At 41.4% G+C, this 26449-nt stretch carries 20 protein-coding genes; 2 read left to right on the top strand and 18 right to left on the bottom strand.

Features of this window, described 5'->3' with window-relative positions; all coding sequences use genetic code 11:
• Nucleotides 1–47: 47 nt before the first annotated feature.
• From CVN76_RS13950 to CVN76_RS13925, 6 genes are all read right to left on the bottom strand, one after another.
• Nucleotides 48–1682, bottom strand: a complete 1635-nt coding sequence (locus tag CVN76_RS13950; protein WP_232732221.1) for a peptide ABC transporter substrate-binding protein — start codon at nucleotides 1680–1682, stop codon at nucleotides 48–50.
• Nucleotides 1683–2381: 699 nt separating this feature from the next.
• Complete coding sequence (locus tag CVN76_RS13945; protein ID WP_269800039.1) at nucleotides 2382–2642, bottom strand: DMT family transporter; 261 nt, start codon at nucleotides 2640–2642, stop codon at nucleotides 2382–2384.
• 946 nt (nucleotides 2643–3588) lie between these two features.
• Nucleotides 3589–4215, bottom strand: coding sequence for a hypothetical protein (locus tag CVN76_RS13940; protein ID WP_100531755.1), 627 nt, complete (start codon nucleotides 4213–4215; stop codon nucleotides 3589–3591).
• The gene (locus CVN76_RS13935) at nucleotides 4212–4451 is read right to left on the bottom strand and encodes an RHS repeat protein (RefSeq protein WP_100531754.1); all 240 of its coding nucleotides are present in this window, start codon (nucleotides 4449–4451) and stop codon (nucleotides 4212–4214) included. The genes CVN76_RS13940 and CVN76_RS13935 overlap by 4 nt, the downstream gene beginning before the upstream one ends.
• Nucleotides 4452–4797: 346 nt before the next feature.
• Nucleotides 4798–5358 carry a GNAT family N-acetyltransferase gene (locus CVN76_RS13930; RefSeq protein WP_100531753.1) on the bottom strand — a complete coding sequence of 187 codons (561 nt, stop codon included), beginning with the start codon at nucleotides 5356–5358 and terminating at the stop codon, nucleotides 4798–4800.
• 64 nt (nucleotides 5359–5422) lie between these two features.
• Entirely contained in the window at nucleotides 5423–6655 is a 1233-nt protein-coding gene (locus tag CVN76_RS13925; protein ID WP_100531752.1) for an NAD(P)/FAD-dependent oxidoreductase, read from the bottom strand.
• A gap of 340 nt (nucleotides 6656–6995) precedes the next feature.
• Here CVN76_RS13925 and CVN76_RS13920 point away from each other — a divergent pair, with 340 nt between their 5' ends.
• Both CVN76_RS13920 and CVN76_RS13915 read left to right on the top strand, forming a co-directional pair.
• Nucleotides 6996–7625 (top strand): CAP domain-containing protein, encoded by a 630-nt coding sequence (locus tag CVN76_RS13920; RefSeq protein WP_100531751.1) that lies wholly within the window; start codon nucleotides 6996–6998, stop codon nucleotides 7623–7625.
• A gap of 374 nt (nucleotides 7626–7999) precedes the next feature.
• Complete coding sequence (locus CVN76_RS13915) at nucleotides 8000–8599, top strand: exonuclease domain-containing protein (protein ID WP_232732219.1); 600 nt, start codon at nucleotides 8000–8002, stop codon at nucleotides 8597–8599.
• 659 nt (nucleotides 8600–9258) lie between these two features.
• Here the strand turns inward: CVN76_RS13915 and CVN76_RS13905 are convergent.
• The 12 genes from CVN76_RS13905 to CVN76_RS13835 form a co-directional block, all read right to left on the bottom strand.
• Nucleotides 9259–11646 (bottom strand): YhgE/Pip domain-containing protein, encoded by a 2388-nt coding sequence (locus tag CVN76_RS13905; protein ID WP_232732218.1) that lies wholly within the window; start codon nucleotides 11644–11646, stop codon nucleotides 9259–9261.
• Nucleotides 11647–12007: 361 nt separating this feature from the next.
• Entirely contained in the window at nucleotides 12008–13006 is a 999-nt protein-coding gene (locus tag CVN76_RS13900) for an NAD(P)H-dependent flavin oxidoreductase (RefSeq protein WP_100531748.1), read from the bottom strand.
• Between the two features lie 170 nt (nucleotides 13007–13176).
• A complete protein-coding gene (locus CVN76_RS13895) occupies nucleotides 13177–13917 on the bottom strand; it encodes a Cof-type HAD-IIB family hydrolase (protein WP_100531806.1) in 741 nt (246 codons plus the stop codon).
• Nucleotides 13918–14133: 216 nt separating this feature from the next.
• Complete coding sequence (locus CVN76_RS13890; protein ID WP_100531747.1) at nucleotides 14134–15129, bottom strand: cation diffusion facilitator family transporter; 996 nt, start codon at nucleotides 15127–15129, stop codon at nucleotides 14134–14136.
• Nucleotides 15130–15339: 210 nt separating this feature from the next.
• Nucleotides 15340–16095 (bottom strand): hypothetical protein, encoded by a 756-nt coding sequence (locus tag CVN76_RS13885; protein ID WP_232732216.1) that lies wholly within the window; start codon nucleotides 16093–16095, stop codon nucleotides 15340–15342.
• A gap of 341 nt (nucleotides 16096–16436) precedes the next feature.
• Nucleotides 16437–17843: an amino acid permease gene (locus CVN76_RS13880; protein WP_157805665.1), complete on the bottom strand. Its 1407-nt coding sequence runs from the start codon at nucleotides 17841–17843 to the stop codon at nucleotides 16437–16439.
• A 688-nt stretch (nucleotides 17844–18531) separates the two neighbouring features.
• A complete protein-coding gene (locus CVN76_RS13865) occupies nucleotides 18532–19659 on the bottom strand; it encodes a histidine kinase N-terminal domain-containing protein (RefSeq protein WP_100531742.1) in 1128 nt (375 codons plus the stop codon).
• A gap of 437 nt (nucleotides 19660–20096) precedes the next feature.
• Nucleotides 20097–20867: a nucleotidyltransferase domain-containing protein gene (locus tag CVN76_RS13855; protein ID WP_100531740.1), complete on the bottom strand. Its 771-nt coding sequence runs from the start codon at nucleotides 20865–20867 to the stop codon at nucleotides 20097–20099.
• Between the two features lie 337 nt (nucleotides 20868–21204).
• Nucleotides 21205–21915, bottom strand: coding sequence for a TerC family protein (locus CVN76_RS13850; RefSeq protein WP_100531739.1), 711 nt, complete (start codon nucleotides 21913–21915; stop codon nucleotides 21205–21207).
• Nucleotides 21916–22278: 363 nt separating this feature from the next.
• Nucleotides 22279–23811, bottom strand: a complete 1533-nt coding sequence (locus CVN76_RS13845; RefSeq protein ID WP_100531738.1) for a tagaturonate reductase — start codon at nucleotides 23809–23811, stop codon at nucleotides 22279–22281.
• Between the two features lie 35 nt (nucleotides 23812–23846).
• Nucleotides 23847–24860 (bottom strand): zinc-binding alcohol dehydrogenase family protein, encoded by a 1014-nt coding sequence (locus tag CVN76_RS13840; RefSeq protein WP_100531737.1) that lies wholly within the window; start codon nucleotides 24858–24860, stop codon nucleotides 23847–23849.
• Nucleotides 24861–24907: 47 nt separating this feature from the next.
• On the bottom strand, nucleotides 24908–26413 hold the full coding sequence (locus tag CVN76_RS13835) for a UxaA family hydrolase (protein ID WP_100531736.1): 1506 nt from the start codon (nucleotides 26411–26413) through the stop codon (nucleotides 24908–24910).
• Nucleotides 26414–26449: the final 36 nt, after the last annotated feature.

Genomic DNA, 26449 nt, shown 5'->3' with positions numbered 1-26449 from the left:
GTATGTCCTTAATCGGACATACCTCCCATCTCACTTTAATCCTTCTCTTATTTTTTATCCGCGTAAATAAAGTTCGGATAAGCGTTAATCGGTGCATAAACTCCAGTAACATTCGATTTAACCATATATGGTTTTGTGTAGAAGTAAACCGGAAGGATCGGCATTTCATCAATCATAACTTTCTCTGCTTTATGCAAAGCATCCATGCGTTCTTTTGGTTCCATTGTAGATTTTGCCTCATTTAATAACTTATCATATTCTTTGTTTGACCAACCTGCATCATTATAGGCGCCGTCCGTTTCCCAAAGCATGAATGTCATTGGGTCAACATAGTCACCAACCCATCCTGCACGGGAAATTTCAAAGTCACCAGCTTTTTCACGGTCAAGCTTAACTTGGAATTCTGCATTTTCAAGGGTAACTTCGACACCCAGGTTATCACGCCACATTCCTTGAACCGCTTCAGCAATTTTCTTGTGTGAATCTAAAGTATTGTACAAGATTGAGAAGTCAGGTAATTTCTTCATGCCTTCTTCAGCTAGTCCTTCTTTTAACAATTTCTTAGCTTCGGTAACATCTTCCTTAAACAAGTCACCTGTATTCTCCTGGAAATCTCCAGATGCATCAGGAATACCCGGAGGCACTACGCCGAATGCAGGCTTTTGTCCGCCTTGAGCAACATTATCCGTGATTTTTTGACGCTCGATTGCCATCGATAATGCTTTCCTTACTTTAGCATTATTGAAAGGTTTCACTTTTGTATTGAAATTGTAGTAGTATACAGCAAGTTCTTTGCCCATTTTGAATTCTTTGTCATCAGAATTGACCATTTGACCTTGAATATCTACAGGAAGTGGATAAGCGAGGTCCAATTCGCCGCTCTGATACATTTGCCATGCCGTATTTTCATCTTCAATTAGAGCGAAGTTGACCGCATCCAATTTGATTTTGTCTTTATCGTAGTAGTTTTCATTCTTTTCAATTTTCAGACTTTCTTTATGTTTCCACTCCGTTAACTTGAATGGTCCATTCGATACGTGTGTTTTTGCATCCAATGCCCATTTAGGGTTTTCTTCCTGTACCTTTTTATCGATTGGATAGAAAGTATAGAAGGAAGTCAAATCAAGGAAATAAGGTGTCGGTTTTTCCAAAGTAACCTCAAGAGTCAAGTCGTCTGTCGCTTTAACGCCTACATCCTCTTCCTTGCCTTTTTTGCTGTTGTAAGCTTCCCCGCCTTTAAGGTAGTAAAGCTGGTATGCATAGTCAGCAGCTGTTTCCGGTTTCAAAGCATACTTCCAAGCATATTCGAAATCATGCGCTGTAAGCGGATCGCCATTAGACCATTTCAAGCCTTCTTTCAATTTAAAAGTCCATTTTAATCCATCTTCACTGATTTTCCATGATTCTGCATTTCCTGGAACGATTTTACCTTCTTCTGTTTTCTTTGTCAGACCTTCAAACGTGTGTTCAAGGATCCATGATTCATGAGTTCCTTGTGCGTTTGCCGGATGTAGCGAACCAGGTTCACTCGAGTTGTTCACGTTTAGCACTTTTGCTTTGGATGAGTCACCCGACCCGCCCTCATTTTCTTTCGAAGTTTCCTTCGAACCGCCATTGCATGCCGCTAGTATAAGCATGATGGCCATTAGTAGAGCAAGCACTGAAAATTTAGACTTTTTCAAAAAATATTCCCCCTCATCTTTACTCTATCTTTGGATATTCCCATATTAAGAGATTATCCGACTACCACCTATTAATTGTTGGTACAGTACCAGCTAAATGTCAGCGAAGGCAATTAAAACCATTAAGCAGAAATCCACTTAAAGCAGCTAGCGAATCGTTTGCATAAAACTACGTTTCTTGCAGGAAAAATTCCAAAACGGTAGTTTACCAGTTAAAAAACCACCCACTTTCTAACCTCGCTAAAAGTACTATACTTCGAATTAAAGATGTTGAATTTTAAGTATATTACGAATAAATTAAAAAATCAATAAACCAATGAGTACTTTTTCATAAGATAATAATTTTTTGCTGAACAATTCGATCTAGTTCAAGGAAAAATCATGCGGATTCGCTTGTTAAATCAGGAAGAAAATACTCCTCACCGGCATTTTGGGCATTGAAATATCAGTATTCATATATGTTCACTTCCTGATGATTCATCTAATCATTCTAAATATTCGGATAATTAATTACACACTTTTGAGCAGCAAAAATCTCTCGAAAATTATTTTCATCTCGATGATATATTTTAGTACAATAACGTGTTAATCAATAAAAATCTCTTTTTTTATATCATTCCTTCACCCGATTAGGAAAATTGCATTGGAAGTATAGGGCTTTTATCCCCTACTTGATTTGTTCCAGGGAGATGCACTCACTTATTTATGGTTGATTAAAAATAACGATATGAAAAGTACGCCTATCCCTGCCACCTTTTTCAAACCCACAGGAATGCGCGCACCTCCCATTAAACCAAAATGATCATTGATTGTCCCGATTAGTATTTGTCCTACGATAACCCCGACCAATGCAGGCGCAATTCCAATTCGCGGAATGACCAAAACCATCACAACGACATAATATGACCCCAACACAACACCTATAAATTTCCACTTAGGAGCTGATGCGACCGCTGTTATATATTCCGCAGCTCCATATCCAATCCGTATACCTCGATATACGGAAAATCAAAAGGCGGATTTTGATATATTCCTTCTGATTCTTCCTTTCAAGTAAATAGGTAATGTCCCGATTAATGATCTTGTCTTTTATCAGCCGCTAACAGACGCGAATTGGAAGACCTTTTTACTCTATCAATAATCAATGCAAGATGCATAGTTTTTGAGCATTTTTCAAGGACATATGGAAATAAGGTAAATGACTAGAGCCCATTACAACAAACACGCCTCCATCATAGTATTCCTTTCAAACCCTTAAACTTCAGCCAATAACCCGCCTGCACACGGAACATCTACGTGAAAAAAATCACAACCCTTCAACCTTAACATAAACAATGTTTCAAACCGACTTCATACGCTATCACCCTACTAGTGCCGCCACCATCCATTTCCATCGGATTCAAATTTTCCCGAAAAGATTTTATACTTTCCAAAAAGACCTGCCCTTATGTTCCTAAGGCAGGTGGACAAAGGTTACATATGACAAGTTTTTCTTTTAGCTTTCTGTTTATGATCTTTCATTTATCGTTAGCGCTAAAATATCCGCTTAATATAACTTATTCCAGCTCCATAATTTTTCACTATATAATTATTCAGTTTTTCATATCCGCATTCAGTTAAGACTAGGTTATTAATGCACATGATTTGATCGTAACCTTCTCTAATTCCTAATAAATCCATTCATGTAAAAGGCTAAATTCAAATTTGGATTTTTGCTTAGTTTCTTCTATATTATTAAAAGATTTCACGTAAATGACACTTTGTCTTCACTCAATTTAATAGTCAAAACCTGTAATGTACTTCACATATGTAACTTTAAAATAGAGAATATTTTGTTCCCATACAGTTCCGTTTTACCAAGTTTTTTATTTTTCCTTAAAAGGTGATTTGACATCCCGTTAACTGATTATTGCTTAATGATCCACCTTTTAAAGATGTCCGATGTTACATTTTCCGTTTTAACCAGATTGGAGTTGGCATCATAGCTATATTTAAGCTTCTCTCCATCCGCTTCTACGGTTTCAAGCTGCCCTTTTGCTGTATAGGTGTATTTCTTCTTTATCTTTCCTTTATCGGAGATTTGCGTGATTTGTTCCGTATCGGAATGCTGATATTGAAGGTCAAAAAGCACGCTCTGATCCTTTTGACTTACAGCTTTCAGGGATTTCACTTTAGAACCGCCATTATAGCTGATCGATGTTTCTACTCCAGGCGCTTTTACTTTGGATAATGAATCATCGACTAAATATTCATACTGATAGGAATCAAAATTAGGTGTCAGGATTTTTGTCATCCGGTCATTGTCATCATACGTAATGACCGTATCACCAAGGGCGTTGCTCAAGATTTCTTTATTGTCTTTTTCGTCATATCTCGTCGTCGTCTGTGTATCCGTGTGGGAAATGGTTTCTGAAATCAGGCGGTTATTGGCGTCATATTCAGAGACGGTTTCACTGTTATAGATCCCATCAACATCTGGATCCACAGCTACTGGGACGGGATTACTCTCATCATAAACCCATGTATGCGTCACATTGCTATTATGATCATGGAGAAAACGCGGTTTTCCGTTATTTTCCCCTCTTCCATATTACGGCACGTTTCTTTTACAAGCCTGCTTAACTCATCATATTCATAGGTGACTTCTTTAGAAACGGTTGTCTTGGAGCCATTTATTTCTTTCAAGCTTTTCTTTTTCACTTGACCGATAGAGTCATATTCAAAGGAAGATACTTGTGTCGTGGATTCACCGGAACTTGGATCGGCCACTGTTTTTTTCTCGGTTTTCAGTTGACCCTCTTGATCGTATTCCCACTCCGTTATGGCACCAGTGGCATCTACAAGTTTCGTTTTATCTCCTGCAGCATTTTAGGAGTATGTCGTATATTTTCCGTCTGTATCGACTACATCCTTTAATTGCCCATTGGCTTCGTAAATATAATGTAAGAGTTTTTTTGACGGAAGGAGCAATACTATTCGAAAGGAATAAAAGTGGTGTCGGATTGATAACAAGGTAGGCTCCTATAGGGTTAATTTAGGGGAGATCAACAACAAAAGAGCTGGCGCAATGGCCAGCTCATCCTTTCATAATGTGTTTAAAAAACGGAATAATTCATTAAACCATTTGTCGATATAGATGCCGATATTCACTGCATAACAGGGAATATACCATCGCATCGTGTGACTCGTGATGAAGAAATACATAGCTTCGCAGGCTGCCTTCCTCTTTAAAACCAAACTTCTTCAGGAGGTTTGCCGAGGCATGATTATCTTTGAAGGTTAAAGCGGCGATCCGGACCAGTTTCAATTCTTCGAATGAGTAGCGCAATACTTCATTGACAGCTTCGGACGTATAATGGTTCCTCCAGTAATCAGGATGGATTTCATATCCTATTTCGGCGCGCTTATTGATCAGGCTCAATTGATTGATTCCTACGGTGCCGATGAATGTGCCCGAATCCTTCAAAACCACTCCCCAGCGAATTCCCCGTTTGTTGATGAATGCACTTTTGAATGCATCGATCAGGCGGCGGGCATCTTCAAGGTGAGTCAAGTTTTCTATCCCGCCATTCCTGGTCACCTCATCTCTTGAGAGGATGTCAAACAGACTTTCCTTATGCCGGTGACCAATTTCGATTAATCTCAGCCTTTTCGTTTCCAATTCCCTAAACCACATCGAAGGATCCCTCCGTAATTTCAGCTGTCTACTTAATTCTACTCATGCGGGGGAAATTCCTGTTTTAATGGGAGACCCTTTTCGGTGCATTCCTTTCCTTAAGGTATAAATCCGTGTCTGGATGTGCTCCTTTCGTAATCAAATCCCTGATGATTTGCGAAAGGATGACACTGTATACCGTCCCATTTCCGCCGTACCCCAATAAGAAATAGCAATTCGGGTGATCTGGATACATCCCAATTGTCGGCAAGCCATCATGGGTCTCGCCAAAAAAAGCACCCCAAGCATAATCCGCCTTGATTTCATTGCGTAATTCAGGAAATAAGTTGATGAGTTCTTTCAATAATTCATCTCTTTTGTTTATGATCATGGAATTGCGTTTCTCGATAAATCCAGTTGACTCGTCCAGTCCACCTATTATGATTCGATTGTCAGCCGTTTTTCTCGCATATAAATAAGGTCTTGCCGTTTCCCAAATCATCATATCATCATGCCATTTTGCATGGTCGGCAATTGGATTGGTCGCGATGGCATACGAACTTAGAATCACTGCATTTTTATCCCTTACCTCTTCTTGGGCTTCATACCCTGTGGCGAAGATGACCTTTTGTGCACGGATCGTATGTCCTCTTTCGGTAAATAACACGGTTTGATCTTCCTTTAAAACCTTTCCGTTGATTTTTGTATTGGAATAGACACGCACGCCTTTGTTAAAAGCATTTTCAATCAAAAAGTGGGCATGTTTATAAGGGTTGATTTCCGCATCATTACCCGTAACGAGTGCAGCCGATTTTGAAAACGAAAACTTCTCCCCAATCTCTTTTTCGGTATAATATTCCACAGGGAAATTACGTGATTTCAGATTTTCGTATTCTTCTTTCAGCATGGAAACATCGTCCGGGCTTGATGCGTAATACAGGCTTTTCCTGATTTTAAAATCCGGATTTTCTTCTAGAGTAGGTACAACTTCTTTCTCAAGAGTTCGGATCGCATCCAAACAAAGCTGAACATGACGCGTACCAGCTTCTTCACCAAAGCTATGGATGAGCGAGGTCAATGTTTTATCATTTGAATATTGTAGAAGTCCGGTATTTGCAATCGTACTGCCTTCACTTATATCACGCTTATCGATCAAGACCACATTCAGACCCGTCTCCGCTAAAAAATGGGCACAGTGCGCCCCCGATGAACCACTTCCCACAATACATACATCACATGAGATATCTTCTTCCAAGATTGGATATTCCCTTCCTTTAAATGTATCCTTCCAAAATACTTTTCCTGCCTTCAAATCCATATTATTTCCACCTTTGCAACAGTTATTTCAATCATGATCGTCTTAGTTCCATATAGCTACTTCCCGTTTTTATATGCTTCTTATTTACCCTGAACGATGTGGCTCGCAAACATAAAAATGATTCTTTTTAGACATGGAATTAATCTCCTTTTCTAAAAAAAAAGCCCCATGAACAAGATTCATCATGTTCCTTTCGGGTTATATGGCCCCTATTTTGCATGTTTTGATTCGTTACCTTTCTCCCATTCCTCGATAGAAAAAGAATGGCCCCATTTTACAGAGAAGAAGTTTTGTAGGATACTAGATTTTCAATCCAGATTTTATCCTAGGAGGAAACAAAATGAAGAAAACGATTCTTTTGACGGCACTCTCCCTATCCCTACTTTCTCCGACGGCAGCTTTAGGCGCCAATACTCATGAAGTCGTACAGGGAGATACTTTATCAAAAATCGCCGCTGAATATGAAGTGAGCCTTACCGATCTTCTTAAATCAAACCGAGCCATTTCCGATTCGAATCGCATTCTAGTGGGTCAAACGATCTCTCTTCCAAGTGTCCAGCAAACTGCAAAGCAGCAAGAAAAAGAGCAAACGGTAGAACAGCAGATTCTTCGTTTAGTGAATGAAGAACGTTCCAAAGCCGGACTTTCGAACGTTGAAATGGATACCTCCCTTTCCCATACCGCAACCTTGAAATCCGAAGATATGCGGGATCATGATTATTTCAATCATACAAGCCCTACATACGGCTCGCCTTTCGAAATGATGAAATCGTTCGGCATTGACTACAAGTATGCAGGTGAAAATATTGCAGCCGGTCAGCCAAGTGCCGAATCAGTGATGAAATCTTGGATGAACAGTCCCGGACATAAGGCCAATATTTTGAATAAAAACTATACCCATATCGGAATCGGGCATGTGACAGGAGGAAAATACAGCCACTACTGGACACAACAATTCATCGGTAAATAACCTCCCAAAGAAGCGGCAAATGGCCGCTTCTTTTGATTGCTTGAACAACCGCTCCCTGCCCACGTTCATTTAAATGCTGCATATATACCTTCTTATCTTTCCGATAAAAGTTACTGGTAAAATGAAAATTACTCCGAAGTTTGATGATCTGGAACTTTTTTCAGATAGACTTAAAGTCGACCTGCCATATTTCTTCACGACCGGAAATGGACCTATTTATAGTTATGTAGCAACCATTAAACATTGGGTTAATATAAAATGGATACGTAATGTCCGTTTCAGGCAGCCCCCATTATTTTTAATGCCTCACACTTTCAAAAGTCAATCCATGTTCGATATAATAGATACAAGAAATGCAATTGGAGGAAAAAAAATTGTCTAATAGATTAGGTTTAGTGCTCGACGTTGAAACAACTGGCTTGCGTCCCTCTTCCGATGAAATGATTGAGCTTGCCCTTATATTGTTTACCTATAATAGCGAAACCGGGGAAATCATTAACCACATTGATCAAGAATCCTTTTTAAGGGAACCGATGGGCCTTCAAGCCAGAATGAATTATGATCAAGCATTCCGGATCCATGGCATCCCTTTCAGCTCAGTTGAAGGAAAAAGCTTTCACGATGAAAAAATCAAGTCCTTCATCGCTCGTGCCGATGATATTTTCGCACATAATGCATCATTCGATAGAAGTTTCCTTTACCAACTGTACCCCGAAGTCAATCATCAAAAATGGTTTTGCACAATGCGAAATGTGCCTTGGAAGCAATACGGCTTCGATAATAGTAAACTGCTAACCTTACTCCAGGCACATAGAATTACCAACTTCCAAACCCACCGAGCTCTGGATGACATTACCTACCTAATGGAGCTTTTGAGAAAACGGGGCCCTGCAGGTCAACCCTATTTAAAAGACGTGATTGCTAAAAATCCGATGAAGAAATACACACCTGCTCCCCTAAAATCACGGGTATAGTTGCTTAATCCTTTAGACACACTTGATGAAGCCAGCAAGAACTTACATACAAAGGTGGATATCTGGACTTCTTTAGATTGGTACTGACAAAATGCGGCGTCCCATTTCGGACGCCGCATTTTCCTTTGTTCGTTCAGCTTTTACACAGGATCAGAGGAACAGTCTTTTTTCCCCTGTATTCACAAGCATGATTTTATTTCTCGTGTTTCAATCTCCAATATTCCCAAAGGTATAATGTGTGTTGAAACCATGGGACTCTGCAGCGCCCAACCCCCTAGTTTCGGACAATACGGGTACTTAGTTTTCAAAGGTTCGATACTGGGAAATACGGTCTAAGGGAAAACTCAGCAGGCGCAATGAAACAGTTCAAGTACAAATTCTCCAACACGGTGGGCAATCTAAACGAATCTTTCGTTTTCACCCAGAGTGGAATGGAACGGAAGGCGGCGAGACTCCTGCGGGAAATGCGGTCTAGGAGAGACACCGCTGGCGCAAGCGCCGAGGCGGCTCCCCGACCGCCCGCGGAAAGCGAGCGCCTGCAGTGCAATGAAACAGTTCAAGTACAAGTTTTAAAACAAAAAAAAACTGTAGATGAACTCCTTTATTAACGGAGTTCATCTACAGTATGCTGTACCCCATCCTGGGGCCGTTTTTTGTTATTAGATTGTCTCTTCCTTGTTTTCATCCGTTGCGTGCAATTTTCTGAACCGATAAATGAAGTAAAGAAGAGATAAGACTAACGCGACTACAAGGAATATCGCCAGGATGCTTAGATTATGCCACATGAAGCTATAATCCCCTGTTGAAATGACTGCCCTGAATGCATTGATCGAATAAGTCATCGGTAGGAAAGGTGTGAAACCTTGCAGGAATCCTGGAACCAATTCATTCGGGAAGGTCCCCCCGCTGCTTGTCAATTGAAGAATCAAAATCAACAACGCGATAAACCTACCAGGATTATCCAATGCCGAACCAAGGAACTGAATGATCGCCATGAATGTACAGCTAGCAAGGATACTTACTGCGAAAAATAGCGGTAAGCTCGTAACCTCGATTCCCAGTCCTAGAATCAGAATCGAATCGACCAATATGGCTTGACAGATTCCTATGAGGGCCATGACGCTATACTTACTGATGAACCAACTGAATCCATTTGCAGGCTTAACGGCAGGTTCCCTTAGTTTGAAAATGATCGTCAGGACGATCGCCCCGATGAATAAACTCAAGGAAATGAGATACGGTGCAAAGCTTGTGCCATAGTTTGGTACGTTATGGATCGGCAATTTATCCACTTTAACTGGACTTGCAAACATATCATATACATCATCATTTGATTTTATTTTGCCAGCTTCATCTGCGCCATCCTTCAATTCATCATGCAATTCTTCCGAGCCATCAGATAGTTTGGCGATGCCATTTTGCAGCTTAATCGCTCCGTTCGCCAAATCCCCCATCCCATTTGTCAAGCTCGATGAGCCTTCTTTCAGCCTATCCGTTCCGGTAATCAAACTTTTGGAACCTTCGGAAAGCTGAGAGGTGCCACTCGATAACTGCTTGGAGCCATCTTCAAGCTGAGTAAGCCCGTTAACCAAGTTGTTGCTGCCATCGGTTAACTGTCCAAGGCCGTTTTGTGCGGCATTGATACTATCGCCAAATGTTGTCAATCCGGCCACCAATTGACCTTGACCGTCTTTTAGCTCATTCGCCCCGCCGGCAAGTTTATCTTGAGCTTGCTTCAATTGATTGAAACCACCGCTCAGCGCACCTGCCCCTTCACCTAATTGAGCTGCTCCGTCGTTTAAATTGTTGCCGCCCTTGGCAATTTCGGATGCGCTCGCCGAAAGCTTTCCAACCCCTTCGGAAACTCCTTTACTTCCTTCGCTGATGCGGGAGAGCGAGGCAATCAATCCATCCAGCCGAGCTTTCTCGGCGGGATCTTCGGTGCTCTCGGATTGTTGTTTCAATCCGGAAATAACTTCTTCCAAACCGGCTGAAACTTCAGCTGCCCCAGCTTTCGCATCACCTGTAGCTGCACTCCATTCGGATAAGGAGCCTGAAAGCTGACTAGCACCGGCAGCGACACCATTTGCTCCCTCAGTCAAAGCTGGCAGCTTTTCTTCAATCTGATTGAAACCAGCTAATGACTGCTGCAAGCCGGTAGCCAATTCACCGGTTCCTGCTTCGGATTTTTTGGCACCTTCTAAAAGCCGGGATTGCCCGTCTTTCATTTGACCCACACCAGAGCTAAACTGTTGCAATCCTTGATCCAGTTCTTTTGACCCTGCTGCTGCCGAACCAATTCCATTGGAAAAGGTCAAAGATTTTTCGGCCAATTTTTCGAGATTTTCATGAATTTCAACTGAACCGGTATGAACCGAATCAATTCCGTCTTCCACTTTTTTGGAGCCTTCTTTAGCAGAGTTAATTCCTTCACCAAGTTCAGTTGATCCGTTTTTAACGGTATCCGTTCCATCTTTTAACTTCCCAGCACCATCACTGGCACTTTTAAGTCCGTCAGCAACTTCGTTTAAATTGTCAAACATGGATTCCGCGTACGTTTTCGTAACAGCTGACGATACTTCCCCTTTGATTCTTTCAGTAGCTGCATCTCCGATTTTCGTGGATATATAGTTAAACCCCTCGTTAGATGTGTAAATTAAATCGAGTTTCTCCGGATTATACTCTTGCAAAGTCGTTGCATTTTTGGAAAAGTTTTTCGGTATCTCTATTTTCATGTAATAATCTTGGTTTTCAAGACCTTCATTCGCTTCTTTTTGAGTGACGAAGTGCCAATCAAAGTCATTTTTATCCTTTAATTCTTTCACTAGGTCTTTTCCGATTGTGAGTTCCGTATCATTGAACTCGGCTCCCTCATCCATATTGACGATGGCAACCGGCAATTGGTCCACCTTCCCATATGGATCCCAAAAGGCCCAAAGGAATGTTCCGCTGTATAGTAAAGGAATCAATATGATCCCGATAATGGAAATGAGTATCATAGGATGCTTGATGATCGCTGAAAATTCACCCTTTAAAGATTTAAACACACTTACCAAGTCCTCCCTTTACGGCAATATTGCCGTTTGTATGTTGGATTGCATCTGAAATTTAACGTTGCATACATTCTTTTCTAATTAAACGATAATAACTGACCGTATTGTTCATTTGGTCATTTATAGATTTGAATATAACACTTATCCAGCCTTTTATCAATATTTTTTCATTTTCCCCATGCTAACTTTTGCTACGTAATTCCCTATTCCTTTACAGCTCAACATCAACAATCGGCGGCGCACCTCGAAACAAAATTCATGTTATTTCCCCCAAAAAAAGGCATCCGAAATATCGGATGCCCTTGCCAGCTTCTATAAAAATTATTTCCAAATAACTAAATGAAGCGCTTTCATATCATTTGGAAGTGATGCCCGTTAATTTTTCCGCCTGCCTAGTCAATTTATCTAATGAATCCTGATACTCTTTTTCCAGTTGCTTTATGATGTCTGCAGCTGTATCGATTTTTTTTATCGCTCCAACGCCATGTCCGGCTGACCAAATGTCACGCCACGCTTTTGATTCGGAAGTTTTGGACATGCTGTCGAAATCCACCTTTTCTTTTTTGGCTAATTGCTCGGGGTCCATGCCTGCCTTTTTGATGCTTGGCTTCAACATATTGCAATTCACGCCTGAAAATGCATCAGTCAAGATGATATCATCATGATCCGAATCGACAAGCATTTCACGATACTCATCATTCGCCCTGCTCTCCTTCGCTACGATAAAACGTGTTCCCATATATGCAAGATCCGCTCCTGCAGCTTGAGCAGCCAAGATGCTGTGACCCGTACTTATCGAACCAGCGAGCAATATGATGCCGTCCCAGAAAGTCCTGACGCTGTCCACAAACGCAAAGCTATTGATTTCACCCGCATGGCCCCCAGCTCCAGCAGCTACCAAGATCAATCCATCGACACCGGAATCGGCAGCTTTTTTGGCAAACTCGACACTGCTGACATCCGAAAAGACTAATCCGCCATAGCTATGTACGACGTCCACCACATGTTTAGGGGAACCTAATGATGTAATGATGATGGGAGGTTGATGTTTTTTGACTAGTTCCAATTCTTCTTCCAGACGGCTATACGTACGATGGACGACCATGTTCATCGCCCAAGGTGCAATCCTGCTGTTCGGATCTTTATCCTTTGCCGCCTTCAATGTATCGCTTATTTCGCCCATCCATTGGTCAAGCAACTCTATCGGACGGGCATTTGGCGCTGGAAAAGAACCAATCACACCATTCAAACAACATTCTTTCACTAACTCAGGACCCGATATCAAAAACATGGGTGCTGAGATGACTGGCAGAGATAATTGATTCCACCACTGTTCAGGCAAAGTTCTACTCATCTACGAAACCTCCCGCTATTAATATATTACCAAAATATAACTTAACAAGATTATCATACTTCTAAAATGCGGAATTTTCAAGAAATTAATTACGCTGACTTCTATCATGATGGAAAGAAAAAGATTTCAATTAAAAAACCGTATATGAAAAATCCATATACGGTTTCAATTTAATTGGTAAGGACCCATTTACGAATGGCCTTTGCAACACCATCTTCTTCATTCGTCGCTGTGACCCAATCCGCTTTTTCCTTCACTGTGGCTTGTGCATTTCCCATCGCGACTCCCAATTTCGCCTCGGAAATCATCGCTAGGTCATTAAGGCTGTCTCCGACTGCCATTACCTGATCCATCGTGATATTAAGCAATGAACAAACGAGCGTTATCGCTTTCGCTTTATTTACGCCCCTGGCATTGACTTCAATATTCGTGGGACTTGAATTGCTGATTTCCAGATTGCCTCTTGATACCAATTCATCCATGATGATTTTGCGGGTTGCATCATCTTCTGTATCGAATCCGAATTTAAGCCATTCGGAATCGGTGATTTTTTCAGGCATTTCAGCTCTGTACACATTATCGCAGCTAATGGCCCAAAAATGCGTGCCATGCTTTTGGCTTAATTCCCACATCCATTGAATGGACTCTGTATCCACGATATTTCTTTCGACCAGTTTTCCTTGATTATCATAAATCTCGCTTCCATTTACCGTAATGAGATAAGATCTGAGTGCCATTGACTTTGCAAAATCACTGCATGTCGCATAAGATCTCCCTGTGCTCAATACAACAAAAACGCCTTGCTCTTCTGCTTCTTTGATCGCTTTCCGATTTTCTTCGGAAATCTCCCCAGCTCGATTCAGAAGTGTTCCATCCATGTCTAACGCGACCAGCTTAATATCTGGTTTCATCATTTTCTTCACCCTTTCGTAAAACCTTCTCTATGTACCTCATACCATGATAGCTTATTTTGTGTTTACAAGGAAAGAACGTGATTGATTGAACAGGTCCCTTCCAGCAAGGTTTTGCTTATTCTACTTCTTCATCATCATTTTGAAAGCGAGGTCAAGAATGACCATGACCTCCGCCAATCCAAATTGACTAAGAAACATGATATACGGACATATCTACTCCTTCTCTTTTTCCATTTCATTCAATTCTTGTTTGATTTGTCCTTCCCATTTAGGAATTCCGTCATTTTCATCAAACTCGATAATGACATCCGTTACTCCCCGTTCCTTGAATATTTCATCAAACAGTCGATCTTTTATATCATCCGCTTCGGCAATCGAAATATGGGGATCAAGCTCCACTTCCAATTCAACGTGAAAGTCTTCGCCTTCTTTTAGTACCGCAAGTTTCTGGATATCCCTTACATCCGGATCACTCATGACCATGCTTCCGATTTTTTGCCGCATTTCTATATCTGCTTCCCCAAGAGCGCCTGCTGCATTATCAAGGAAAACCCGGCCAACCACGTAGAACATACCAAGGCCAATCATGACAGAAGCGACACCTTCCGCTTGAATGAAGGGGGTGAAGTTCGCTAACAAAATGGCAAGAATCGCAAGAAGTCCACCGCCGGTAGCTACCATATCTTCCATGAAAACAAGTTTCGTCGCTGGTTTTGCCCGCTTCAAACCAGCAAAACTTTTAAAGATGATCGCTGTGCCTGTTGCTTCGATTCCAGTCTCATGCACGACTTCCTTCATCGCTTTAAATAATACATATGATTCCAGCACGACAGCCAAGGTTAAAACGGACAAGTTAATGATGATTCCAGTAGAATGTACAGGATGCAAAATGTGGTGGAACCCCTCTTTGATCGTTTCATAGGACATGATTCCGACAACAAGCACTGCACCTAAAAGGACGAGATTGACCAGACGGCCGAATCCATCCGGAAATCGTTCTGTTGGTGATTTTTTACTTAATGCAGAACCGATGAATACGAAAAACTGGTTTGCTGCATCGCCCAACGTATGTAATGTTTCCGCAAACATAGCGACATTTCCAGTCATGAAATAAGCTATTCCCTTTAAGACGGCAATGATGCTATTCACGCAGGCAGCGGTGAATGCCGATTTATTGCCTTGCTTTAATAATTGAAACAATTCTTTCAATAAGAGTCCCCCCCGTTTTTTTATTAATCCTTTATCATAATGTATTATCCCCAACACTTGATTAGATGAAACCACAATAGGGAAAAACGACGTTGCGTTCTATCCAATTGGTTACCTTCTATATTTTGAGACATGCTAGAAGGCTCGGACACCCTTAATTAAAAACTGGCAGTAAGCACTTTGCCTACCGCCTATCAGGCAATATATGGTTCAGGCTTCCACCCGTTTCACTAGCTTTGATGGATTATTGACTTTATATCGGATTTCTTTATCGTATTTCTTTTCGACCACTTTACCATCAAATTCAATTTCGTCGCCGATCGTCAGCTCAGCTTTTTTCAATGTCTTGCTATACCCGCACCAAGCGTCCCCGATCGTCAGCTCTGGTTCCGTCGTAACTTTGACATTCGACAGCAGGATAACTTCATCTTCCTCACCAGTAAAATGGTTCATTTTCGCCGTGAATTCCTTGACTGTTGCATTAAAATGCACTTTTTCAGCTGGTAAATCCAATTTTGGTTTCGCTGTCGCCTTTTTGCTTTTCGTTTTTGCCTTTTTTGGTTCCTCACTTAATGGATCGGAAGGTTGCGATATGGGAGCGTCCGTCCCCTTTTCGTTTTCACTTGAAATTGCCGTCATGTCGGTAACAGGTCCGCTCAACAACTCTTTTCCGAAATTGGAACTTTGCATTTCCTTTAAGTAGGAAGGATGGATACAGCTGAGCTTTCCATTTTCAAATTCAACGACAACCGTATCAAGTCCGTTCCCATATTGTTCGTACCCTGCCAATTTTACCTTTCCTTGGTAGCTGCCGCTTTTATATACCAGTTCCCTTTTTACCGATCGGGCAGTGAACAATTTCCATTCCAACCCTTTTGAAATATAATCTTCATCATCAACAAAAGTGATAAATTCGCCTTTCGGGACAATATAATGAATCAATTCTTCAGCTGGAGTTTCAGCCACAGTCACCACTCCTAATTTTGTATATGTTTATATTCTAGCAAAGGATCTCAAAGATGCAAATGAATCATGATCATAAGTTTAACGAGAATGAGGAAGAGGCTCCCCAACAGCCTTTGGAAGGGCGAGCACAGTAGTGGTAAGCAACGGTCTACGTACACGGTGGGTTTTCACGCAGAGCGGAATGAATGGGTCATGGTAATAACGATAAAACGTTTGCGGGGCCCCTGGGGAAATGCGGTCTAGGAAGAGACCCAAACTCATAAAAAAGCCGGATATCAAAAAGGGCTGCCCCTTAAGGAGCAACCCTTTTTATCGAATATTCAATCTACCATTGCCGTGGTCTATTGAATTTTTTTCAGTTGTTCTCGTGGTTCAGGAATGATGGCGGCTCTTTTATGATAAAACAGAAAGTATGTTCCGATAACGAGAACCGTGAGAAGGGTCGTCAGAAAGAATTGCAACCGCATGGAATCGATGAACGCTTGAGCGGCAAAAATGATGAATAAGGCGACAATCGTGGTGTAGGTTAAGTAAGGGAAAAGCCACATTTTCACTTTGAGTGTTCCTGGATTTTCTTTTTCGGTCTTTTTCCTTAGGTACAAATGAGAAAAAGCGATGAAGATATACATGATCATGGTAACTCCACCCGAGCTATTAGCGAGAAATGCAAATAATTTATCAGGGGAGACAAATTTAAATGTTGTGCACACATAGGAAAAGAACACACTGGCCATTAAAGCCCAGATCGGTATTCCCCGCTTATTGACGCGTGAGAGGATCTTCGGTGCATCTCCTTTTTTTGATAAGGAATACAGCATACGAGAGCTTGTATATAGTCCAGAATTCAAAACGGATAGCAACGAGATGAATATTACGATATTCATGACTTGACCCGCGGCAGGAAGTCCTGCCATATCGAATACGCTGGCATAGGGGGTTTTCAATAACTCATTTGCTCCTTGCGGGATCAAGATGACCAATACAGCAACTGACCCGACAAAGAAAAGGAGCAGACGCCATACAACCGCGTTAATGGCCCTAATGATATTTTTTTCGGGGTTTTCCGATTCTCCTGCTGCAATGGCCGCAACCTCACTGCCTGATAACGAGAAAGTAATGAAGATGACACTCAGGAGAACGGGAAGAAAGCCATTTGGGAAAAATCCCCCTTCGTTTGAAATGTTGGAAAGGCCAGGTGATTCGAATGCTGGCACAAATCCAAATATCATGGCAGCACCGAGAAATAAAAAGATAACGATTGCCGTAACTTTCATAAAAGCTAACCAGTATTCAAATTCCCCGTAGGCTTTTACAGAATAGATATTCGTGATGGTCATCAAAATGGGGAAAGATAAACTAGCTGCCCACATGGGGATGGAAGGATACCAATCGTTTACCATCGTACCCAATAAAGTCGTTTCAATGGCAATGATGATGACCCAGTTGAACCAGTACAGCCAGCCAATCGTATATCCGGCCCAAGGACCAAACGCCTGATGTGCATAGGTTGAAAAGGAACCGCTATCAGGATTCACCACAGCCATTTCACCTAGCATGCGCATGATAAGTACGATCATCAGACCTGCAATGATATAGGATAAAATAGCGCCTGGTCCTGCGGAAACTATGATCGTTCCGCTTCCGATAAATAAGCCTGCCCCGATAACTCCGCCGATGGAGATCATGGTCACATGTCTGGTCTTGAGCCCATGCTTCAATTCATTCGATTGCAAAGCCACTATTGTCACCATCCTTTAAACCTGTCAAATTTCCATTTTGCGATAATGCCATTTCCGTGCCATGGTTACTAGCCGAAATCTTTCATTCTTACGTGGATACAAGAGATCCAATCCTTGTTTCTCCGCTTCTGGAAGATCGATCGTAAAACTTATATGTACATTCATAATGACGGGAAAAACTATGGACAGCTTTGTACGTTTACTCTTTTTTCTTAATCCTTGATCTGCAGTGATACGCCTGGGTAGTCCAATGATAGGCAAAGCCTAGTACCCTAGTGGAATAATCACAAAAAACGAAGTCTATATCGTGTGCTTCGGCCTCCTCTACTTGAATGGGTAAAGCTATTATATTTTAGAGCAATATCCATGCCAAAAAAGAAACGTCCACATAGCGCCTTTGAAAGGAAAAATCGATACAATAATGAATTGAAAAAAGATTTTTTTGATTCATTATGGATTTTTCGATTCTTTTCTGAATCAAAAACAAGATATCTGTTTGGAATAAATCAGATTGATGTTTTCATGATAGAACAAAGAAGATGCCTCGACTCACTGCTTGGATACCGGCATCTTCCAAATGGTTAAACTGAACCTATTTTCCTTGTTACTAATCATTATACATTCTAAGCTCACTATTTAAGGACAGGAAAAACAATTTCAATATGTATGATTTATGTATCAGACCAAGATAAGTGCACTATCCAGCATATGGGAAGTGGATGCTGAATGTGGTTAAAGCTTCATTGGACTCACAATTCATATACCCATCATTGCTTTCAATGATTTTTTTACATACGTATAGACCAATTCCCGTTCCTAACTCTTTTGTGGTGACAAACGGCTCGAAAATGGTTTCAATCAGTTCACTGGCAATGACAGGCCCATTATTGGAAATGCGAATGATTTGTTCATTTTCTTCTATTGAAGAGTGTACCCTCAAAATTCTAGGATGTTCTTTGTCCTTCAATGCATCAATGGAATTTATAAAGAGATTTAAAAACACTTGTTTCAAACCGTCCTTGCTCGCTGTTATGAAGAAATTCGGAAAAATGTCTATTTCAACATTAACGCTGGCATCCACAATATTGGCATATGTCAGTTCCTGTATTTCTTCAATTAAATTCAACACGGAAATGTCCTCTATTTGCTCCTCGTTAAAATCAGATTTGGAAGTATGTAGGAATTGGGTTATCCTGAAATTCAACTGATTCAATTCATAATCGATGATATCCAAGTATTTCAATTCTGGATTCTCTCGCTTCAGCAATTTATTGAACCCCATAATGGCTGTAAGCGGGTTTCTGAACTCATGCACAAAGCTAGATGATATTTGCCCAAGTACCGCTAATTTATCTTTATGATTCTCGCTGATATAAGACTTTTTTTCCTCAATTAACTCATTCGTAAGATTCGTATATTCCGTTACGGCATGATAACTGAAAGTATCAAAGTGTACATTAATCGCATTAATGAATTCCTGCAAATGAGAAAGAGGAATTTTCGCCCCGAAAATATTTCTTATGATGATATTTCTCCCTAAATTAATATTATAGAGAAAATCCCCGATGTTAATATTTGCTTCAAGGCGCTCTTTTGCAACTTGATGGGCCAATTTTGTCAGCATGTCATCAGATAAGTCGCCCTTGAACGTTTGAATGACCAGGGTATACATGCCATAGCCATTCTCTTTGATCTTTTCTTTATACGGATCTATTTCATCGATCTTAATAGTCTCGTTCCATTCATTTAAAAATAAGGTTTGATTTTCTTCCAAGTATTGAATCAATACTTTTTTATACTGATTATTTTCAGACGACAACTCCATACTATGACCACCACATCCCCTTGCGGAATTTTAGAAAATGCATCAATAACACCATTCTATATGAGATTTTGATTTCCTGCACTTCATTATTTAATGTTTTTATCGACATGGTGAACCCCTCTCTTTCCACGAAAGGAAGCATGGTAAAAACAAGAAATCGAGCTTTAAGGGGGACAGGACTACACTTTGCCGTATATCGCAACCTTGGATTGAGAAAGGGGCAGGTCTTGCCTGAAGTTTCCCTCATGTTACCTTTCGCTTGTGGAATCATCCCGGGTGCTTCCTTTTCCAAGCAACCGATCAATGGCGCGTAAACGGACCTGTAGACAATATAATTATAACAGAAGATTCAAATATCTTCCAAAGTGTATTTGCTGCAGTTCAAAGTTCCCGGCGTTTCCATTAATTAGTCTTTCAGGATTATGTATCGTGTCCCGTTATTTCCAAGCCTCATCCAAAGCGTCCCTAAATAGTTGGTCTAAATACTCTGTCGGGTCTCCAGGTTTCATATCTAATGTTTTAGCATAATTCGTCAAATGCGCCATTTCCTTTTCTAAAAAGTCATGAATGACTGCAATTCTAGGTTCAAGGTCCAACTCTTCGCCATTTATTTTCCTCGTGAGCAAAGTTTGGATTTCCATTTTTAAGGGTCCACCTGGAATGATACCTTCGAGTAATGCCGGAAACGCCATCGGGGGGATGGTGTTATATTTTTCGATCCAAAGGCATGCCATGACTGGACGAAGCACATAAAAATACTTTTTGATTTTCACCTGTTCATTTTGTAAATAATTTCTATAATTGCCCTTGGCCATGTTCAAATAATGATACAATGCTGCGGCTGGTACATACACCTTGTCACTCATTTCCTTCAGCTTGCCGGCAATTGAATAAGCTTGATGATATACGATTCCCGAGTTCAACCATTCGTGAAGCGGAGGGTTGGATTTTCTGAATAACCGCAGGGCTTTCGTAAGCTCCCAACCATTTATATCCAATTCATCATTGATTGGCAGCTCAATGACATCTCGCTTTTTATCAATGGACAAATACCAATCTTGTTTATGTATATAAATGAACCTAACATCGTAATCACTATCTTTCGATGGAAATTCCCATGCCCGACTTCCCGATTCACATGCGTACAGGATTTTGACATCATAGGCTGCTTCAATACCCTTTAATTCTTCTATTATTTTTTCTTTCATGACACTTCCCCCTTCTCGATTTATTATGAAGCTTGGAAGTTTAACCTTCGCCTCCGCCTTCAGCTTTTATAAATCTCTCTTACTCTTTGAACGTGCTTTCCAAAACCCATCGAGAACTTTCCCATACGAGTTCAGCGGTGCACATCCATAAAGCGGCTCGTCCTACATCCGCTTTTTTTCGTCCTATGGCCACTTACCAGATGTTATTAGTGATTGAAGAAGAAATGTTGCTTTCATGATTAAGCCTCAATTGCAATTATATCATTTTATGGCTAGTAAGCTTCCATATATAAACAAAGAGACCTTTCAAATGCGAAGGGTCTCTTTGTTTCTCTCTTTATCCATTGCGTTCGATTTGCATTTTTTCCCTGCTTGCTTTTGCTTTTTCTTTTTCTATTTTTTGCTGCCTTGAGGTTCCGGCTACTAATATGCCGATCACCACTAGGGCTTCAAATCCATATTTCATGAATGGATTGGCAAAGTAGTCTTGCATGAATGGTTCAGCAACGATCATCTTGGAAGCTGTCCAGCCAAGAATCCCTGCCCCGATAATGATGATGAATGGGAAACGCTCGATCAGTTTCAAGATCAATGTGCTTCCATACATAACGACTGGAATCGATACAAGCAAGCCGATTACCACTAACGTGAAGTTACCATGTGAAGCGCCTGCCACAGCCAGGACATTGTCCAGTCCCATCAAGGCATCGGCAATGATGATCGTTTTAATCGCAGCCCACATTGAATCTGCCGGCTTCAAATCTGGTTCTTCTTCATCGATAAGGAGCTTATAAGCGATCCATACGAGAAGTAATCCTCCAATTAAATGTAATCCTGGAACCTCCAAGATGACGACAACAAGCAGCGTTGCAATGATCCTGATTACAATCGCTCCGACAGCTCCCCAAATGATCACCTTTTTTTGCTGATCTTTCGGAAGCTTTCTGGCAGCAAGCCCGATAAGGATTGCATTATCACCAGCAAGAACCAAATCTATCATAATGATTGCTAAAAGTCCTGAAATGAATTCACCAGTTAAAAAATCCAACACATCTTCCTCCTTTAATACAAAAATAAAGAGACCTCTGCCATAAATGGCAAAGGTCTCGCTGAGCACTAAATGAATTAGGCCAATAAAGCCGGTGGGGTTCCCACGTAATGACGACTTTATTTCAGGTTATCCCTGACGCTACTCCCCTTCACGGGAATGAAGAGCTATGTAATTCCGCTTCACTTATGGCATAGGCCTCTTAGGAAAATACCATAAAAAATATCACTAGTTCAGTATACCAAAATTACGAATAAATGAAAGGAAAAAAATAAGGAATGATAGACCTGTTTTTTTGCAAAATATTGGCTATTCCTTCATATATGAGGATTTTACAAAAAAGTTCATGACAGCAGGCCTATCTTAAAAGTTTAATTTAGCTGGACCAATTCCTTTCATCTGAAAATCTCCATCAATCATCTCTGTCAAGTGATTGGTTAATTCCTCTGCAAGGCCATGTATTGTGTTCAAATCCTTTCCCCATAATTGCTGATTATGCAAAATGGCCTCGATGAATTGCCGGGTTGTGACTTCTTTCTTATCGTGAAGCCTCCATTGATCTTGGATGAATCCAATAATTTGCAAATCGTCTTGAATGATATATTCCTGACCGCCAAAGCTTTTGCCAATATTCTTCCCATTTACTGTTTCTCCTTTATAAAAGCGGAGCAGACCCGCAAAACCTCTTACAATGGAGGCAGGCAGCTTCCCATTTCTTTCATGATAGTCTTCCAACGTAGGTAGAAGACGGACCTTAAACTTTGAAATGCTATTCAAAGAGATATCGGAAAGGAAATGCTGAACAAATGGATTGGCAAATCGCTCCAAAACGCTTTCCCCGTATTCGAGCAGTTCATCATGGCCATATGGCAAGGAAGGAATGATTTCTTTTTCGATAGCCTGATACAGCAATTGATGGAAATCCGGATGTTCAATGGCTTGTTTCACTTCTTTCAAGCCAAACAAAATCCCAAGAGGCGCCATTAATGTATGTAACCCATTTAATATCCGGACCTTCCTCAGCTGATAGGGTGCCAAATCCTTCACCCAACGTACATTCAAGCCTGATTGCTGCAACGGAAGGCGCTTATCGAGGGCCGGATCACCTTCAATGACCCATAAATGATAAGCTTCGGCAGTGGTAAGCAATGTATCCTCATATCCCAAAGAAGAAAATAACTCATGCGACTCTTTAACCGGGAAACCCGTTACGATTCGGTCAACAAGCGAGTTAAGGAAGAGGTTGTCCTGTTCTACCCATTCAATGAATGACTTTGGCAACTCCCATTCCACACAATGCTTTCGCACACACTGCTTCAATGAATCGCCGTTCCTCTCCAAAAGCTCACAAGGAAGCATGATGAGTCCTTTTTCCGGATCTCCCTGAAAATGGAGATAACGCCGATATAAAAAAGCGGTAAGTCTTCCCGGAAAAGCTTCGATCGGCTCCCCTTCAACAAAAGGAGTTGGCTGATATTTAAGCCCTGCCTCTGTCGTGTTGGATACTACGAATTCCAATGTCGGAATTTCGGCCATTTCCAAAAACTCCCTCCACTCTTCATAGGGATTTATAACCTTTGAAAATACGGAAATGACCTCTGTATGCTCCACCTCTTCACCTTGATGGAAACCACGCATCATTAATGTATAAAGTCCGTCCTGCTGCTTCAATTCTTCGATTTTCCTTTTTCCTGAAGGACGAGGCTGTGTAACCGCAATACTTCCCTCGAAATGACCTTGTTTATTGCTTTCGGCTATCATCCAATCGAAGAAGCCGCGAAGGAAATTCCCCTCCCCAATCTGCAAAACTTTTATCGGATAATGCAACATTTGTGCAGATTGGACAGCCTGGGTATTTCGATTTAATCGCTTCAAGTTTCCTTCATTCATGTGCATGGCCACAAAACTCCTTTCTTACGGTATATGCATGCTTATATTTCGACAATGGCCTTGATCACTTTAGCTTCCGGTTGTAGCCAACCTTCAAATTGATCGATCATTTCGTCCAGCTCTGCACGATGTGTAATATACATACTTAAATCCAACCGCTTATTTCTCAGAGTATTCACCACTTCATCAAAATCTTGCCGCGTGGCATTTCTGCTTCCCATCAATGTAAGCTCCTTGCTATGGAATTCAGGATCATTAAAGCAAATATCCGATTTCACCAAACCTACATAAATTAACCTTCCGCCGTGGGCAGGGTACTTGAATGAATTCATCATCGACTTAGCGTTCCCTGTAGCGTCGAACACCACGCTTGGCATATCCCCATTCGTCATCTCAGCCAATTTCTCCAATGGATTCTCCAAAACATTCAACGTATGATCCACTTTGGCCCATTTCCGCGCGAACGCCAGCCGTTCATCATTCATATCCATTGCAATCACTTTCGCACCTTTTTCTTTAGCAAACGCCATGACTCCCAAGCCAATCGGACCAGCACCGATGACCAATGCAATTTCCCCTTCATGTATGGCGGCCCGTCTAACAGCATGAGCCCCTATGCTTAGAGGTTCGATCATGGCAGATTGATCAAGCGTGAGTCCCTCGGTCCTCACTAAATGATCGCAAGGAACCGTGATCCATTCACTCATCCCGCCTTCCGCATGGACTCCCAACACTTTCATATCCGTGCAGCAATTCGTTTTGCCCCCTCTGCAAGCGATACATTTCCCACACTCCATGTATGGAATGATTGATACTTGGTCCCCGGCCTTCAGTCCTCCCGGGTTTTCCGATATTTCTTCAATATAGCCGGATAGTTCATGGCCAAGTATTCGCGGATAGCTGAAAAATGGCTGATTGCCCCCGAACGCATGAATATCCGTCCCGCATATCCCTATTCGCCGTACCCGAATCAAAGCCTCCCCTTCGTTTGGAAACGGTTTTTCTGATTCTATCATCTTAAATGCATATGGTTTTTCACACACGATACTTTTCATGGTTCAGCACTCCTTTTTTATATTTGCTTTCCTGAAACTCACATCGTTTAAAGGATGACTCCTTCTTTAAAAATACTGATCTCCCTATATCCGAATTTTTCATTATTGGTTTCTTTTCTGCCTGATGAAAGCTCTAGAATGAATTGGAATAAATCTTCTTTTAATTCATTCATACTATGTCCTTCCATTAATTGGCCGGCATTGTAATCGATCCAGTGCTTTTTTCGATTTGCCAATTCGGTGTTCGTAGCAATTTTGACCGTCGGCACGGGCCCGCCAAATGGTGTGCCTCTTCCGGTCGTGAATAAAACGATATGTGCGCCAGCTGCTGCCAATGCCGTCACCGATACCAGATCATTACCTGGGGAATTAATCAAATTCAATCCTGGCTTCACAATCCTTTCACCATATGCGCTGACATCCACAACCGAAGCATGACCGCCTTTTTGCGTGCAGCCCAGTGATTTTTCCTCCAGTGTACTAATGCCGCCTTCTTTATTTCCGGGTGAAGGATTTTCATAAATCTCCTGATCATGGCGCATGAAGTATTGTTTAAAATCATTGACGAGGTTTACGATTTTATGAAATGTTTCTTCATCCTTTGCCCTGTTCATCAATATCGTTTCCGCTCCAAACATTTCAGGCACTTCGGTCAAAATCGTTGTACCGCCGTTTTCTACAATCAGATCGGATACTTCCCCGACTAATGGATTGGCCGTAATGCCCGAAAAACCATCGGAACCTCCGCACTTCAGCCCTATTTTCAGCTTTGAAACCGGAACTGGCACCCGTTGAAATCCTTCCGCATATTCCACTAGCTCCCCGATTAAGCGCAAGCCCATCTCCAATTCATCATTAACCTCCTGGGCTTTTAAGAACTTGATTCGATTGGGGGGGAAATCACCGATGACTTGCTTGAAGGCTTCGATCTGGTTGTTTTCACAGCCTAATCCTACTATCAGTACACCCGCTGCATTCGGATGCTGCGCCAAGGCTGCCAAGAGTTTTTGCGTATGAGACAAATCATCCCCTAATTGCGAACAACCATACGGATGGGGAAAGTGGTAAATCCCATCGATTTGACGATCTTTATACTGCTCATTTCCCATTTTCGCGAGCACTTCACAGGTTTTATTAATGCAGCCAACCGTGTTGATGATCCAAATCTCATTGCGGATACCCGCTTCCCCATTATCACGGATATATCCTTGGAACGTTTGGCTGGGACTTTCCGTTTCCATCGTTGGGATGCTTGGCTGATAGGAATAATTCAATATCCCCTCCAGGCCGGATTGGAGATTATGAGTGTGAACCCACTCACCAACATCGATATTTTCTTTCGCTTTGCCGATTGAATAACCGAACTTAATGATGTCACCTTCTTGCTGAACCGGACGAATTAACATCTTATGGCCTTTTCCGACGTCTTCACGTGCCTTTATTTGTAGCAGTCCTTTATCTCTTGATTGAATCTCGAGAATCTGTCCTTTACGAATTCCTTCCAACGAGACAACCACATTATCATCTGCATGCAAATGAACGATTTTATCCATATTATCCTCTCCTTTTCTTAACGGTGATCACCGCCC

This window comes from Bacillus sp. mrc49 (assembly GCF_002803435.1).
The sequence above is the reverse complement of the archived record's forward strand: the minus strand, read 5'-3'. Positions and strand labels throughout refer to the sequence as shown.

What these genes read in the sequence shown, in the direction of transcription:
- CVN76_RS13930 (WP_100531753.1), bottom strand. Translation starts at nt 5,358, where the DNA reads ATGTGGTTTAGGGAATTGGAAACGAAAAGGCTGAGATTAATCGAAATT.
- CVN76_RS13925 (WP_100531752.1), bottom strand. Translation starts at nt 6,655, where the DNA reads ATGGATTTGAAGGCAGGAAAAGTATTTTGGAAGGATACATTTAAAGGA.
- CVN76_RS13920 (WP_100531751.1), top strand. Translation starts at nt 6,996, where the DNA reads ATGAAGAAAACGATTCTTTTGACGGCACTCTCCCTATCCCTACTTTCT.
- CVN76_RS13900 (WP_100531748.1), bottom strand. Translation starts at nt 13,006, where the DNA reads ATGAGTAGAACTTTGCCTGAACAGTGGTGGAATCAATTATCTCTGCCA.
- CVN76_RS13895 (WP_100531806.1), bottom strand. Translation starts at nt 13,917, where the DNA reads ATGAAACCAGATATTAAGCTGGTCGCGTTAGACATGGATGGAACACTT.
- CVN76_RS13865 (WP_100531742.1), bottom strand. Translation starts at nt 19,659, where the DNA reads ATGGAGTTGTCGTCTGAAAATAATCAGTATAAAAAAGTATTGATTCAA.
- CVN76_RS13855 (WP_100531740.1), bottom strand. Translation starts at nt 20,867, where the DNA reads ATGAAAGAAAAAATAATAGAAGAATTAAAGGGTATTGAAGCAGCCTAT.
- CVN76_RS13845 (WP_100531738.1), bottom strand. Translation starts at nt 23,811, where the DNA reads ATGCACATGAATGAAGGAAACTTGAAGCGATTAAATCGAAATACCCAG.
- CVN76_RS13840 (WP_100531737.1), bottom strand. Translation starts at nt 24,860, where the DNA reads ATGAAAAGTATCGTGTGTGAAAAACCATATGCATTTAAGATGATAGAA.
- CVN76_RS13835 (WP_100531736.1), bottom strand. Translation starts at nt 26,413, where the DNA reads ATGGATAAAATCGTTCATTTGCATGCAGATGATAATGTGGTTGTCTCG.